This window comes from Pseudomonas quercus, from assembly GCF_012033695.1.
Lineage (GTDB): Bacteria > Pseudomonadota > Gammaproteobacteria > Pseudomonadales > Pseudomonadaceae > Aquipseudomonas > Aquipseudomonas quercus.
This window is the reverse complement of record NZ_JAAVJI010000024.1, coordinates 1-14,435: the sequence shown is the minus strand read 5'-3', so window position 1 is coordinate 14,435 and position 14,435 is coordinate 1. Positions and strand designations below refer to the sequence as shown.

At 51.9% G+C, this 14,435-nt stretch carries 14 protein-coding genes and 2 pseudogenes; 7 read left to right on the top strand and 9 right to left on the bottom strand.

The features are described from left to right. Positions 1–1,149 (top strand): annotated as a pseudogene (locus HBH25_RS22360) (hypothetical protein); the annotation flags it as partial. Positions 1,150–1,305: 156 nt separating this feature from the next. Continuing rightward, positions 1,306–1,638: pseudogene (locus HBH25_RS22355) on the top strand (transposase); the annotation flags it as partial. 235 nt (positions 1,639–1,873) lie between these two features. Here HBH25_RS22355 and HBH25_RS23895 read toward each other — a convergent pair. Together HBH25_RS23895 and HBH25_RS22345 are read right to left on the bottom strand one after the other, a co-directional pair. After that, positions 1,874–2,107: an EamA family transporter gene (locus tag HBH25_RS23895; RefSeq protein WP_425503066.1), complete on the bottom strand. Its 234-nt coding sequence runs from the start codon at positions 2,105–2,107 to the stop codon at positions 1,874–1,876. 323 nt (positions 2,108–2,430) lie between these two features. Continuing rightward, entirely contained in the window at positions 2,431–2,757 is a 327-nt protein-coding gene (locus HBH25_RS22345; protein WP_168086145.1) for a hypothetical protein, read from the bottom strand. A gap of 245 nt (positions 2,758–3,002) precedes the next feature. Here HBH25_RS22345 and HBH25_RS22340 point away from each other — a divergent pair, with 245 nt between their 5' ends. The 3 genes from HBH25_RS22340 (at position 3,003) to HBH25_RS22330 (ending at position 6,132) form a co-directional block, all read left to right on the top strand. Then, complete coding sequence (locus HBH25_RS22340) at positions 3,003–3,965, top strand: tyrosine-type recombinase/integrase (protein ID WP_168086144.1); 963 nt, start codon at positions 3,003–3,005, stop codon at positions 3,963–3,965. A 455-nt stretch (positions 3,966–4,420) separates the two neighbouring features. Further along, the gene (locus HBH25_RS22335; protein WP_168086143.1) at positions 4,421–4,675 is read left to right on the top strand and encodes a hypothetical protein; all 255 of its coding nucleotides are present in this window, start codon (positions 4,421–4,423) and stop codon (positions 4,673–4,675) included. Between the two features lie 392 nt (positions 4,676–5,067). Continuing rightward, complete coding sequence (locus HBH25_RS22330; protein ID WP_168086142.1) at positions 5,068–6,132, top strand: ParA family protein; 1,065 nt, start codon at positions 5,068–5,070, stop codon at positions 6,130–6,132. 249 nt (positions 6,133–6,381) lie between these two features. On the opposite strand, the gene HBH25_RS22325 is transcribed toward HBH25_RS22330, so the two are convergent. The 5 genes from HBH25_RS22325 to HBH25_RS22305 all read right to left on the bottom strand — a co-directional run bounded on the left by HBH25_RS22325 (position 6,382) and on the right by HBH25_RS22305 (position 11,540). Next, positions 6,382–7,965 carry a putative bifunctional diguanylate cyclase/phosphodiesterase gene (locus tag HBH25_RS22325; protein ID WP_168086141.1) on the bottom strand — a complete coding sequence of 528 codons (1,584 nt, stop codon included), beginning with the start codon at positions 7,963–7,965 and terminating at the stop codon, positions 6,382–6,384. A gap of 289 nt (positions 7,966–8,254) precedes the next feature. Then, entirely contained in the window at positions 8,255–8,623 is a 369-nt protein-coding gene (locus HBH25_RS22320) for a hypothetical protein (protein WP_168086140.1), read from the bottom strand. Positions 8,624–8,967: 344 nt separating this feature from the next. After that, positions 8,968–9,465 carry a DUF1993 domain-containing protein gene (locus tag HBH25_RS22315; protein ID WP_218585514.1) on the bottom strand — a complete coding sequence of 166 codons (498 nt, stop codon included), beginning with the start codon at positions 9,463–9,465 and terminating at the stop codon, positions 8,968–8,970. A gap of 15 nt (positions 9,466–9,480) precedes the next feature. Further along, positions 9,481–10,461: an LLM class flavin-dependent oxidoreductase gene (locus HBH25_RS22310; RefSeq protein WP_168086139.1), complete on the bottom strand. Its 981-nt coding sequence runs from the start codon at positions 10,459–10,461 to the stop codon at positions 9,481–9,483. Positions 10,462–10,526: 65 nt separating this feature from the next. Next, the gene (locus HBH25_RS22305) at positions 10,527–11,540 is read right to left on the bottom strand and encodes a zinc-dependent alcohol dehydrogenase family protein (protein ID WP_168086138.1); all 1,014 of its coding nucleotides are present in this window, start codon (positions 11,538–11,540) and stop codon (positions 10,527–10,529) included. Positions 11,541–11,708: 168 nt separating this feature from the next. Here HBH25_RS22305 and HBH25_RS22300 point away from each other — a divergent pair, with 168 nt between their 5' ends. After that, positions 11,709–12,083, top strand: coding sequence for a winged helix-turn-helix transcriptional regulator (locus HBH25_RS22300; RefSeq protein WP_168086137.1), 375 nt, complete (start codon positions 11,709–11,711; stop codon positions 12,081–12,083). A gap of 153 nt (positions 12,084–12,236) precedes the next feature. Here HBH25_RS22300 and HBH25_RS22295 read toward each other — a convergent pair whose 3' ends face one another. After that, positions 12,237–12,668, bottom strand: coding sequence for a LexA family protein (locus HBH25_RS22295; RefSeq protein ID WP_168086136.1), 432 nt, complete (start codon positions 12,666–12,668; stop codon positions 12,237–12,239). 179 nt (positions 12,669–12,847) lie between these two features. Further along, a complete protein-coding gene (locus tag HBH25_RS22290) occupies positions 12,848–13,093 on the bottom strand; it encodes a hypothetical protein (protein WP_168086135.1) in 246 nt (81 codons plus the stop codon). 66 nt (positions 13,094–13,159) lie between these two features. Between HBH25_RS22290 and HBH25_RS22285 the strand changes: the two genes are divergently transcribed. Beyond that, entirely contained in the window at positions 13,160–13,813 is a 654-nt protein-coding gene (locus tag HBH25_RS22285; RefSeq protein ID WP_168086134.1) for a hypothetical protein, read from the top strand. Positions 13,814–14,435: the final 622 nt, after the last annotated feature.

Sequence of the window (14,435 nt, the reverse complement as noted above, 5' to 3'; positions counted from 1 at the left end):
TATCCATCGTCTTCTGTTCGCTCAGCCCTCTTCGCTCAATCGGCAAACACTTCGTCTCAAGCATTGAGCGCCGCTGACCGTAACAAAATCCAGAAAGCCGCTGGCAACGCCACCCTGAACTATGTGCTACAGCATCTCGACAGGCTTCAAAATGCATTGGGGGGCCGTGAGCAGGTCATCAAGATTGCTGCCAACAACGGGGGTAAGCAGGCCTTGCAGGCGCTGCTGGACAAGAGCCCGGCCCTGCGTCAGGCAGGCTTTGGCAACGACAACCTGGTCAAGGTCGCCGCCCATGATGGCGGCGCCCAGGCCTTGCAGGCGCTGCTGGACAAGGGCCCGGCCCTGCGTCAGGCAGGCTTTGGCAACGACAACCTGGTCAAGGTCGCCGCCAACAACGGGAGTCAGCACGCCTTGCAGGCGCTGCTGGACAAGGGCCCGGCCCTGCGTCAGGCAGGCTTTGGCAACGACAACCTGGTCAAGGTCGCCGCCAACGGGGGCGGTGCGCAGGCCTTGCAGGCGTTGCTGGACAAGGGCCCGGCCCTGCGTCAGGCTGGCTTTGGCAACGACAACCTGGTCAAGGTCGCCGCCAACAACGGGAGTCAGCAGGCCTTGCAGGCGCTGCTGGACAAGGGCCCGGCCCTGCGTCAGGCAGGCTTTGGCAACGACAACCTGGTCAAGGTCGCCGCCCATGATGGCGGCGCCCAGGCCTTGCAGGCACTGCTGGACAGGGGCCCGGCCCTGCGTCAGGCAGGCTTCAGCAACGACAACCTGGTCAAAGTCGCGGCCAACGGGGGCGGTGCGCACGCCTTGCAGGCGCTGCTGGACAAGGGCCCGGCCCTGCGTCAGGCAGGCTTCAGCAACGACAACCTGGTCAAGGTCGCCGCCAACAACGGGGGTCAGCAGGCCTTGCAGACGCTGCTGGACAAGGGCCCGGCCCTGCGTCAGGCAGGCTTCAGCAACGACAACCTGGTGAGGATTGGCGGCAACGGCGGTGCTAAGAAAACGCTGGACACGCTATTGCAGGTCTATCCGAAACTGACTCAGGGCGGCGTTTCCCAAGCTGAGATACTGACCTTGGCGACTAAATATCGGGGGGCTTCCGTCGCGCTCCAAAGCAAGCTCAAAGGACTGACGGCGGCCGGTCGTTGAGGGCGAGATGATAGGGTTTTGTCCGTCTCAATGCTGTCGGTGACATAACTCGGCATGCCTACCAGCTTCAAACCCCGTCCTCTCAAAAACCTGTTCACGGCCAACGGCTGCTGGGCGGGTTTGCTTGAGGCCGGGGGCGTGCGTGAAGTCGAAGTGGAGTCGGTGAGCCAGGCTGATATGCTGCGCCGGGTCGTGCAGCATATCCCGGAAAAGCATTTTCGGATGATCCGGTATTTTGGGTTTCTGGCCAACCGGGTATGCGGGCAGTACCTGCCGAAGGTGTATGAAGCGCTGAAGATGAGGAAACCAGGACCAACGCCAAAGCTCCACTTTGCGTAAATGGCCAAAGCGTTTTTAAACATCGATCCGTTCAGCTGCGTGCTGTGTGGGGCAAAGATGGTGTACACGGCAGCGATCAGCGGGCTGACGGTGAAGGGGCTAGTGACCCATGCCCATGCTATTGCGCGGATGAGGTACGTGAAACCATGACACGGGGAAGGTGCGTCCGCAGTGCAGGTTTAGGGCTAAAAACCGCTTCCTGATCAGCGGTTTACAGCGAAAGCCGCTTGAATTCACTGTCCGGCCTCTGACTCGCTTAGGCCTGTCGTGCCATAACGCTCTTGTCTGGAACCTCCTCTTGATGTGTAGGAATCTTTGAAATTCCTATACATCAAGGCTTCAGATACCTGCAACGATTCATTAGCAGTCATAGTATCTCCAACGTTTAGTTTTGATTAGCTTTTATTTTCGTCGTGCGAAATTGCCATTTTTTCAAAGCGTCAGCGTTCAATTCTGTGACTACCATGCCTATCAATATCAGGCACGCACCTATCAGATTTACTGTTCCAAGCCTATCACCTCCTAAGTAGTACCCAAAGAATCCGCCAAATACCGGCTCTAACACAAGGATCAAAGCTATCCTGGTAGGTGAAGCCGTTACCTGCGCCTTAGTTTGTATGAAATAGGCCAGCTTTGAAATTCCTATACATCAAGGGAACTTTGCAAATAATAAATATTAGCAATCAATTTATCTATCTTTTTATTATCTAAGGGCCCCTATAAAATAAATCCTATAGATTCGTAGATATTCAAACAATCGATAAGATCTTGGGGTTTAGCATTTTTTGATTCTGAGATACTTACCTTATATTCACAGTTGTTTGGATTGTTTTTTGGGAAAATAGCTGTGTAGACTCTATCAGGGTCCAAAAAAGAAACTTCTTTTTTGTGATATATAGCCTGCTCTTCCAGCCTCTCTATAAAAACCCTTCGATGATTAAGTTACTGTTCAAAGGTTAAAGCTGCTACTTGCTTTCTTACAACGTCATCATGCTTATCTTGCCGATCTGCATTTTCAATATCAACCTGTTTTTGACGTTGTTCGCTTTTAATTTTTTGAAGATACAGAAATAACAGGGTGCCAATTGTTGCTAGCGAACTAAGTAATGTAAAGGCACCACTCAAAACTGACCCAAAACTACCCCAATCTGTCGCCAGGCCGGAAATGGGACCCAGTTTATACCAATAGACCCCAAGCACCCCTACGGCTACCAGCAACCCAGTCCAGACAGCTGTGGCAATGCCCACCAGAATCCATTTAGGTTTCATAATCATCCTCAAATAGAGCTTTTCCAAACCGAATGCGGTAAGACTCCTATGGAACGCCTGCTTACCACATTTCATCAAGGCAAGAATTTAACACCTACGTATGGGATGGATAGCAGTCCACTACACGATTCATTTGCAAGCCCAAACAAGGAACAGCGACGATAAATAAAACTCGTGATAAAATACGTTATCAAGAGTTTGTGCTCGGCTGCGTCAAAAAAGCGTTTCGGGGAAGGAGAGGGGTCATGCGCACGCTAACGGTGCATCAGGAGGACGGCGAGCGTCGATTGACCGCGGCCGAGTTTCAACATTTGGCCGCGGTACCGGCTGCCGTCGAATGGTTTGCCAACATTGATAACCCACGCACGCGTCGTGCCTACCAAAACGACCTGGAAGACTTCTGTTCCTTTATAGGGTTGGCCACTGCAGACGAGTTTCGGGTAGTGACGCGCTCTCACGTGCTGGCCTGGCGTGCCCAGCTGGAGCACCGAGGCCTGGCCGGGGCCACCATCCGGCGCAAACTCGCGGCGCTGGCCAGCCTGTTCGACCACCTGCTGGAATGCAACGCGGTGGCCGGGGGCAACCCAGTGCACGGGGTCAAACGACCCAAGATCGAAAGCAACGAAGGCAAAACCCCGGCCCTGGGCGATCACCAGGCCAAGGCGCTCCTGGACGCACCGGATGTGGCCACCCTAAAAGGGCTTCGGGACCGGGCCATTCTGGCCGTGCTGCTCTACCACGGCCTTCGACGGGAAGAAGCGGCGCAGCTGGGCGTGAGCGATATGCTGGAGCGGCGCGGGATCAAGCATTTATTGATTCATGGCAAAGGCGGCAAGGTACGCTACCTGCCACTGCACCCGGTCGCAGCTGACCGCATCCACGATTACCTGGAGCGCTCGGGGCATCACCTGGTCACGCCGAAAGGCCCGCTGTTCCTGCCGCTACGCGGCCCCGTAGATCGAGGTGGCATCACTGCCGATGGCATCTATAAAGTAGTGGAAGCCTATGCCAAAAAGGCCGGCATCGAGGTCGCTGGTTTGGGTGTGCATGGGCTGCGGGCCACAGCAGCCACCAATGCCCTGGAGCATGAAGCGGACATTGCCAAGGTCCAGGCCTGGTTAGGTCATGCCAACATCAGCACGACCCGAATCTATGATCGGCGGCAGAACAGGCCAGAGGATTCCCCTACATACAAGGTAAAGTACTAAAAGGACTGCTTTAATCGCATTCAAAAAATATTTACGGTAGGGACAAATAATAGTGTTTCAAAATATTACATATTAAGCGAGCCAAAACCCCTTATTTTAATAGAACTGGCCATGCATACAGACTGAAAATGGATCCTTTAGGCACCTTTAGAAGGTAAGGGGCGCGCAGTCGACATCTTGCATTGTCAAAATTGACCCATTATCTTGAAGCCCAATCCGTCACAAACCCAACATCTTGTGTTTGGACGGGGGAGCCGCGAATTCAGATAGGCAGCGGTTATGCGTGCAAAGTTTGGTCGCCGAGCACGCATATCCGCCTTTCCTGAACCAACGCGAACACTGGTAGGAAGCGCATTAGAGAGAAATACGAACTCGGCTGTCAACCATCGAGCTCGGTTTTCTGCACAAGGGATGCTCCTACCTACTCACCCTATGTGGATAAAGGAGTACTTACCGTGCCAAAAAATACTAAGCAAACCTCGCCTCCGGTAGCCCATTTGGCTGCCAAAATTCTCCGCAGCCACAGCTCTTCGGCCATCCAGAAAAAATTGGCAGGATCGGCTATGTCGCAGACATCGACTGGCAAGCAGACGAGTAGCGATATGAAAACTAAGGCTAGTCATGTCTTAGAAAGCGGCATGTACAGCGCCATTACTAAGGCTCTCGCGGCGTCGATACTTTCTCAATCCAACAAAAAACGTGGTGGATAAAATGGCCCAATATTATGTGAACCGCAATGCACAGGCTAACGGTGATCATGAAGTCCACACTAGTTCGTGCGTCTTCGTGCCGGCACCTCATAACCGTCTCGATCTTGGGTACCATACCACTTGCATGACTGCAGTACGCCAGGCGCGTATTACGTACCCTCAGTCAAACGGCTGTCGGACTTGTTCATCCGCATGCCATACGCAATAGGCCGCTTTAGTAATCTTGTTTGCCTGGGATCAGCTGAAAGGCTGGCCCCGTTAAAGATAGAAAATCATTTTCCATAAACCACTAAAGTAATTTTAGCCTCATGGTTACTATTATATTTTATGGGATTTTAGCAACGTCCTACCTACAGCGACGACAATACGAAAATACAAAACGAGAAATATAAATGAACATCGATAAGATTGTTGCTAGACAAGCCGCATATTACGCTAATGATGCGCAACTTTTACACTCAAATGGCAACATTTTGGACTTGGCTTTACCTAAATATGAAAGATACGCAGTATGCAATTTACGTGGTGGAATTGGCAAGTCAACATTGACATTTAATATAGCATATGACTCACAAAACATTCTTGCCATAGACACATGCCCTCAAGGAAACTCTACTGCATTCTTTAGCGGCGCAACGGCGTTAAGTGGAACAACCATATATGATGCTTTACTTCCGTATACAATGCCTAGAATGCCATTTCCATCTAACATTGCGATACCAATAGACCATTATAACTCTTACTTCGAAAAACATAACTCTTTTTTTGTTCCCTCATCTGCGAACCTTTACGAATTTCCAACACTTTTGGAAGGAGCACTTGCCCAAGCGAGAAATATTCCGGTCCCACGAGAAGCCGAGCGAGCTAGGGTCCAGATACTCGAGTCATTAAAAAGCCTCATAGATAGAGAACTGAAAAAACTTGAAGTAAGTAGAGTGATAATTGATACATCTCCCTTCTTTTCAGGCGCGACGCAGCTCTCATGGCATGCAGTTGACGCATTAATTGTACCAGTCCGCACTGATCAACAATCTGTTGACTCTTTAGAGCTTTTGCTAGATTTGCTAGGAAATCCAAATAGGGCTTTTTTACGAGCAATGGGTGATGCTGGTTTATCTATACCTAAAATACAAATGGTTGTTGTTACCCATTGTGGTTGGTCTACTGCGAGTGGGGCTCGCCATGAGCCAAATAACCAGACTAAAATTTATCTGAAAAAAGTCAAAGAACTGATCAGTAAAAACATGAATCACTTTACCACCCAAGATCCAGACAATCACATTGTACCTGTGGACGATTTCCTTGGCTCTGGACGTATAGCATCGGCAAAGCAGATACCTATAAAGTGCTTAAAACCCAATCAGAACTTTACTATTAACGGCCAGCATGTTGAAGTGAACGCTTCCGTTGAGAAATGCCAAAAGCAACTATCATTCATCTCAAAAAATATTTGGTAATTATATTATAAGATTTCAGAAAATTAAGTATAGACGAAAAATTAAATGAAAATATATGGGAGTTTTATTTCTGGACTCCCACTTATTCAAAAAATAAAATTCTCTACTGCCTAACAAGGCTATGGTTCTATACGGATTAGATTTTATCTATCAGTTTAACATATCACCCGATAGGCTTGGATTGGCATACCTAGAATAGCACTGTATTTGAACGACTCCCGGCAATGAGCTAACCCATTTTTAGGAAGCTTAATACCTGACCCGATCAGAGGCATTTGCGTGCTGCAGTACCTGATCTACCCGAAGCGCAGGAAGAGGTTGACCAAAGAGATAGCCCTGAGCAAGGTCACAACCCTGTTTGGCCAGCCACTCTGCCACCCGGTCATGCTCTACGCCTTCGGCCGTGATCTGCATACTCAGGCTTTTGCCCAGGGCCAGAATGGCCTTGACCATCTCATTCTGGTTTTCCAACGCACAGTCTAGAAAAGACCGGTCAATCTTGATCTTATCGATGGACAATTGAGTCAGGTGATACAAACCTGAGTAGCCGGTACCAAAGTCGTCCAAGGCTACACTGACCCCCATGGTTCGCAGGGTCTCAAGGTTGAGCCGAGCGCTGTCCACATTGGCTACCAACATACTTTCCGTAACCTCGATCTCTAGCCGTTCCAGCGGAAAATCGCCCTCATCGGCAAGATCCTTTAACCATTCTGGAAACGCCGGATCTTCGATCATTGAGGAAGAGACATTAATGGCCAGCATCAAGTTGTCTGGCCATGCACGGGTATGGGTAAACGCTTGTAGCAGCAGGCTTTGCGTCAGTGCTTTGATCAACTCCAGTTGTTCGGCAATGGCTATGAAGGTCAGTGGCATGATCAAGCCGCGAGTGGGATGCGGCCATCGAGCCAGGATTTCAAAACCCGCCAGGCTTTGCTCCGGTAGCTTTACCACCGGTTGATAGAAGGGCTGAATCTGGTTGTCCTGGATGGCTTGCCTCAGCTCCTGCTCGAACAGCGCCTGTTCGCGCTGCTCAGCTTCAAAACTAGCTTCGTAGAAATGAAAAACAGCCCGACTACCATGTTTACCTCGGTACATGGCACGGTCAGCACGCTGCAGCAGCAATTCCGGGGTCAAACCATCTGCTGGTGAGATAGCGATGCCCAAGGTCGCGCTGAGTGAGATGGCCGGCCATTTAGCGATAGGTTTAGACATCTGCTTGAGAATGTCTTCAGCTAAAAGCGATAGCTCGGCACGTCCAAAATCGCCCGTAATGGCTATGGCAAATTCGTCTCCCCCTAGTCGAGCCACGCAAGCCTGCCAACCTTGCGTTGCTGCCCGTAATCGCTCAGCAACCACACAGATGGCGGCGTCTCCCGCTGCATGGCCGTTGCTGTCGTTGATACTTTTGAAATGATCAAGGTCAATCAAGAACACAGCCGTGGGCTGCGGTTGCGCAAGAAGGTCAATCAGCTGTTCGTTGAACACACGGCGATTGAGCAATCCGGACAGGGAATCATAACGAGCAAGTGCATCGCTTTGCGTTTGAGCGCTTAGCAGGTCGAAATAGCTGCGCCTGAGTTGTTGCAGAAGGCGGTGCAGTAACATGATGGGGACCACCATGGACAATAAGGCAAACCCTGTAGACGTGAGCACAAACCGCCACCGCTCAGCGGTCTCAAAGTCCCCATCATAGGGCAAGCCGAGCACCGCCATGGCAGTGCCTTCAAGCTTGAACTCCCACAACACTGACACGGCAAATAGGGTCAGTAGGTAGAACGCAAGGAGCGGATAGAGGCGTCTGCGAAAACGCTGTGAGGAAGGCGCATCAGGCATAACAGCAAGCTCGGGACCGTTGGGCTTTGCTGGTTATCGGCATAATTAAGTAAAAACTTTAACTTGCTCGCCAATTATTCATGCAATTTATTTAGGGACATAAATATTATAGGAAAGTGAAGGGCATCCTTGACTCTGCGTACACCTGATCACGATTGGCGCGTAATACGTCCACGTCAATCGTCTCGTATTCTTCAATTAGGAAACGACGCATTAAAATCCCTTAGCTTTCAAGCCTACCCGCAGCCCGATCACTTGACCAAGTCTCCAGTGTCCCAGTGTTGTTTTCCTACTTACACAAGCTACTCGCAATGGCGTCTAGCTCGCGGTCGTAACTGGCCTTCTCCGCAGCACTCAGGAAACCCTGCTGCTCTACAAATCGGTTGGTCCGATACCGGACGTCTTCTACACGCTTCACCATGCGTTGTGCTTCAACCTCGGTAATCCGGCGGGCCTTTCGCGAGGTGCTAATATCGGCGCTCAAAACATTCGCTCGTACTGAGATATGGGCCTGCCTGGGATCAGCAATCTGGCCGCCGGTCTTACCAACCACTTCTCGTTGGTTCTGGATGTCGCAGCTTGGAAAATCCAGCCTTTGCTGTGCAGCTGTGGCAGTCATGTTGAGAGCAAGCAATGATGCGAAGACGATATGCTTCATGGTTAATCCCTACTACACTCGCCGGAGCCCAGGACAAACCGTTTATAGGTTCTCCCATTATTCAAATTCTGTAGTGCCGTTTGGCCTCATTGTGTCCTGCATGGTCAGTGATTTAGAAAGGAAATCGCACTGATGTCTCAACAGCTTCGACGGCCTGGGAGGGGACGAGATTATTAGCTCGAATATACCTGCCAATTCTGATTCAAGCCATTAGCTTCCATTTTGATCCGTGAGCACAGACACTTATCATAAGAGTTGGCGTTTCCTCAGCGACGTGTCGATAAAGCGCTGATGATGGTCGATCAAAATTTTTGAGAAACCTTGAAGCAATGAGACGTTAGCAATCATTTCAAAAAAGGTAATCGCCCTATATAGTCCATTTTCCCAATCCGAACACCTTTATGGCGAAGGATCGCGTATACCATGACAGCGTGAAAGTAAAAATTTGGTATTCCATGCTGGTAAAAGTAATCCTTTCCAAGGAATGCACCAGCCCAACCCGGGGGAGCAACAATTCTATCCTCCCAGCCCACAAAATCATTTTCATTAATCGATGCAATGTACGCGATCGTCTTTTCAATGACAGCTTTGAGTTCTTGAACCGTATTTCCAGTACCCTCAAACGCCGGGGCCGGCTGGCCCGTCAATACTGAGGTGGCGAGCCTCGCCGTATCGCATGCCATTTGAACTTGGCTCGTAAGTGGCAGCATGTCTGGTGAAAGACGCGAGTTCAAGAGAACCTCGGATTCGAACTTATTCAACTGCGCATGCTCTTGCGCTTTATCTAGAAGGTGGGAAATAGTGTGGAGCATTTTTATAAATTGCGTGATTTGCGCGTACACCGTAAAGGTCCTTTACTAAGTAGCTGCTTGGGCGATTATTTCGAGCGAACGCACTCGCTTATTAAAGTCGAAGATGTCAGAAACGATCATTAACTCATCGGCTTGGGTGTCGAAGACAAGCTGGTTGAGCCCATCGCGGACAGTCTCGGCGCTGCCGACCACACTGCAACTCAACATCTGATCGGTTTGAGCTCTCTCACGAGGCGTCCTGTAGGCCTCTATATCCTCTATAGGTGGCTTGAGCAGGCTTGGCTTACCTCGGAACATGTCGGCAAAGGTCATCTGCTGCGAGGTTGCTAAGATGCGGGCCTCAATGTCCGTTTCTGCGGCAACCACGTTCACCCCGATCAATGCGTAGGGCTTTCGCAATTGCTCTGAGGGCTGAAAGCTCTCTCTATAGACGTTGAGAGCTTGGTGAAGCGCCTGAGGAGCAAACTGTGACCCAAAGGCATACGGAAGGCCAAGCGACGCAGCCAGTTGCGCTCCGAAGAGACTTGATCCCAAAATCCATAGCGGTACATTGGTCCCGGAGCCCGGGACGGCTTCAACTCTCTGTGCTTGACGTTTGGAGGCAAGAAACCCCTGCAACTCAAGGACATCTTGAGGAAAGTTTTCCGCATTACTGGAGTTCCGCCGCAATGCACGTAAGGTCATCTGATCGGTGCCAGGGGCCCGACCAAGACCCAAGTCGACACGGCCAGGATAGAGAGTTTCCAGAGTTCCAAATTGCTCTGCGATAACGTAAGGGGCATGGTTGGGAAGCATGATGCCACCGGCACCAATCCGGATACGGGTTGTACCCGCTGCAATATAAGAAAGCACGACCGAAGTGGCAGCCGTGGTAACGGCGGGTGAATTGTGGTGTTCAGCCACCCAAATGCGCCGAAAACCCAAGCGTTCAGCGTGCTGAGCAAGCGCTCGAGCATCTTCGAGCGCCGTGCGGCGATCGAATCCTTGCCGGACTCGTCCTAATTCCAAAATGGAAAGTGGAATCATCTTGCCGTATGCCTCGCGACGGTGGAGCTAGCGAGACCAGCCCCTTGTAGATATCGACGTTTGCGTTAGTGCGCAAAGTCAATGACGACCTTGCCGATGTGATTGCCGCTTTTAAGGCGCTGATAAGCGGCCTCGTACTCTGCAAACGGAAAGACCTGGTCTAGGACAGGGTGAACCTCATGCAAGGCCATAGCTCGCAATAGCGCTTCAAAATGCGCGCGCGACCCAATCGATGCGCCAGCGACATGGAGCGACTTAGCAAGAATGTGGATCGGGGGCAGACCGCCGCCAAAGCCGCTTGTGAAGCCAACGAGCGAGATACTGCCCCCATTCTTGGTCGCAGCTGCCGACTGCACAATCGTCTTCTCGCCTGCAATATCAATGGTCTTGTCGACACCTTGCCCACCCGTGAGGGCTAGAATTTGCTTATCCCAATCAGGATAAGAGCGATAGTTGACTACGGCAGCAGCTCCCAACGCCTTAAGCCGCTCTGCTTTATCATCCGACGAAGTAATCGCAAGAACCTTCGCGCCGAACATCTTTGCAACCTGCAGCGAGAACAGCGCCACACCGCCAGTACCCTGTACCAGTACCGTGTCGCCCGCCTGAAGAGGCGACGACAGGTTCAGAGCCGTCCAAGCCGTAACGGCGGCACAAGGCAGAGACGCTGCCTCGGTGTAGGACATATAGTTTGGCAGCTGCACAATGGCGTTCTCGTGCAACAAGATAGTTTCGGCCAGCCAACCGTCTGTAGTCATGCCCAAGCTGTTGGCATGATATTCCGGAAGCGTAGGTCCGCTGATCCAATGCTGGCAGCAGGACGCTGAAACCCGGTCGCCTACCTTTGTGCGCTGCACGGCGTGACCGACCGCGATTACCTCACCCGCACCGTCTGAAAGGGGAACGCCATTGGGCTTCGTCGGGCCGCCATATGCGCCGTCAAGAATTGCCTGGTCCCGGAAGTTAAGAGAAGCGGCGTGAACCCGTACCACGACCTCATGCGGACCAGGGCTTGGCATGGCTTCATCGTGAAGCTCTAGGCTTGGTTTATCGCCAGATGTCCATCGTACAGTCTTCATCCTCTAATCCTCATTTGGCTGGCACGGCAACACCTTTCCTGAACACACTAGGATTGACGACCGCACGAGTTTCACATCAGATATTTACTTAACCCCGAAATTAGCGGTAACTTGTCGAAATAGCAAGAACACACCTTTTTGTGTGTTACTAACTAAAAGGTAAGTCAAGTGAAGCGAGATTGGCAGAGCGGCGATCCTAATCAGCAACTTTTTTGGGCGGCAGCGACAAGCGAGACCCTACGTGTGCTGGAGGGAAAGTGGAAAATCGTCATCATCGTCCAGCTCTTCGCTGCAAAGGCACCGCTTCGTTTTTCGGAGCTTGAAAAGCGAGTTGTAGGCGTGAACCAGAAGATGCTGATCCAGCAGCTTAGGGAATTAGAGCAGGACGGAATCGTCGCCAGGAAGGTTTATCCGCAAGTTCCCCCGAAGGTGGAATATGCGTTGACCGAACTTGGACGCGCGCTCGGTCCCTCCATTGAGACCCTGATTGATTGGGCCTTTTTCAAATGCGAAACGCTTGGGGGAGAGCCGCTGGAGCCCTGAGGTAGCATCGACTTCAGATGTCGGAGGATTATTTAAAATTTTTTCGTGATCTGCCGATTGCTAGCCGGGTTAGCCGTCGAGCTGACGTACAGTCTGCCTAGACGGCAATGGCACTAGCACCCTGCTGGCTGGCCCTCTCAGCCAAAGCGAGCATTAGGCGTAGGCATGGTCGCGCACGCTGTAGCGAACCACTCCCCAAATCGTCATTTCGTCGCTCTCCAGGACGTAGCGCGCCGGGTAGGCCGCGTTCTCTGACTGGAGAATTAGCTCACGGCCCTTGTGGTGCAGTCGCTTGCACACCGGCTCGCCGTTCAGAGCCGCAATCACGATATCGCCATGCCGCGCCTCGCGGCCTCGATCCACAATCACCAGATCCCCGCTAAACATGCCGGCGCCGTTCATGCTGTCGCCTTCGATCTTCACCAGGTAGATATGCGGGGCACGGATGTCGAACAACTCATCCAAGGAAATATGCTTTTCCAGGTGATCCGCAGCGGGCGAGGGGAAACCTGCAGGGACACGGCAGGCAAATAGCGGTAGGGGGATCGTAGAGGACGCAAGTGAGCCGAGGATGGTAAAGGACATAGGTGTCACCGCAAGTAGCCGGTCAAAACCGCTCAGAGGCGGCGTCAGGTGGATTCAGGCTTTATACTGTACATTTTTACAGTATTACACGAACTAGAGTTCGGCAAGATTTTTCCTTACCGGCCATCGCCTTGCATTCCTGAGTCTGGCACTGCTGCTCGCGGCTCGCTGGCTGCTTATTAGCGGGGACCGGCCTTGTCTGAAGTCTCCTGCTGCCATTCTTGTAGAAGCGCTCTGAGCGAAAGCCACGGGTACTGGGGCAGGTCACTGCGCAGGGGACAACCAATGGAGTGCAGCGGATTGAAAGGCTGTCCTGCGTCCTCGATCATCTGCTGGGCACCGCATTGCGTACAACGCACATAAGGGTCGTCAACGTCCCACCAGCGCTTCCAACGCTGAATGCGTGCATCTGCTGTGTTATTCATGCCTTTCACCCTTCATGGATCTATGGTTGTAAACTGGCCTTTTTAGTGACATTACGGAGCTATCTAATGGCAGGGATTTTAAAGATTGCGGGGCTTTCAGTTGCAGCTAGCCTAGCTGTACCAGTCGCAGGGATATCAGGGCTAGCAACTGCTGGGTTATCGCTAGCTTTGTTTTTGGCCATGTTCGATGTCGGGCCAGCGAGCATGCCGCGTGCCTCACTTTGGCAGCTGTTAACCAGCGAAACTACTTTCTACCTGTTAATCGCCTTGGCGATCTTCATTCTGGCTTTCAAATTTTTATCCCGATTGCACGCTGCGTGCCAAGCGTTGGTGGGTCGAGCAAACTCGAATGAAGGGCTTACTCTCGATGCTTCACATCTGTTGGGGCACCCGGCACCTGTCTTCGCGGCTTTTGATACGCAGAGCCGCAAGTTAGCTGTTTGCTCTGTCGCCGACGATACCTATAGCATCCATGACTTTTCCTGGGTGCTTGGTTGGCAAATTACTTGGCGAGAGGTTGAACGCATGGAGATGAACGGAGGCCACCGCAAGGTGAGCGCCACAGGCATGAGCGTACCTACGTTCGGGCGTACTGTGCGTGCCAAGGACTTCGCCATCGAACTGCAAGTAGCCGATACACATCGACCGCTTTTGGAGTTTCCCATGAGCCGCCGTGCAGCCGAGCTCTGGTGTGCGCGCCTCGGTGCCATCTTCAGCTGACTGTCACGATCAAGGTTGGCAAAGGGGAGCGACTACTGGGTGTATCAGTAAAAATCAGCTGGCCGGGTCAAGAAAGCTTGCCAAGATTCTATGAAGGCTTGAGCAACAATCAAATCCAGCTTACGACTCAATATCGTAACGTTCGCAGTACCAGTCTCCCCAGCGCTTAAGCAGGATCACGTCATGCGGGTGTATCTCTGTCGCTTTGGGAGGGGTTTCCTGCAGAAAGGCAGGTTCTGGTTCATCAGCGCGAGCCAGGCGCCAATGGGTGACACCACTAATGCCTAGCTCGGCACGGTCGCACCACCACCTGGCGCCTGTCGAATTGAACGTACAGGTGAACAGTTCACCGCCGTAGCTTGGGCTGTACACCACATACTGATAGTCGTTTCGCGTGTCGTTCCAAGGCAATGCGTCAGAGCAGGAAACCCAACCGTACCCTAGGTCCTGTATGAACTTGGCAGCCTACGGCTGCAAATTGGTCCGTGCCCGCTTCAGATCTGAGTTACCTGGGCTAAACATCGCTGTGCCCCCGCGCTTGACACCGGAACTCTCCAGACGCTTTTAGCCACCCACTGGCATTCGGGCTGTCTCTCTCGGCCTATCATCTGTAGGCATAGGT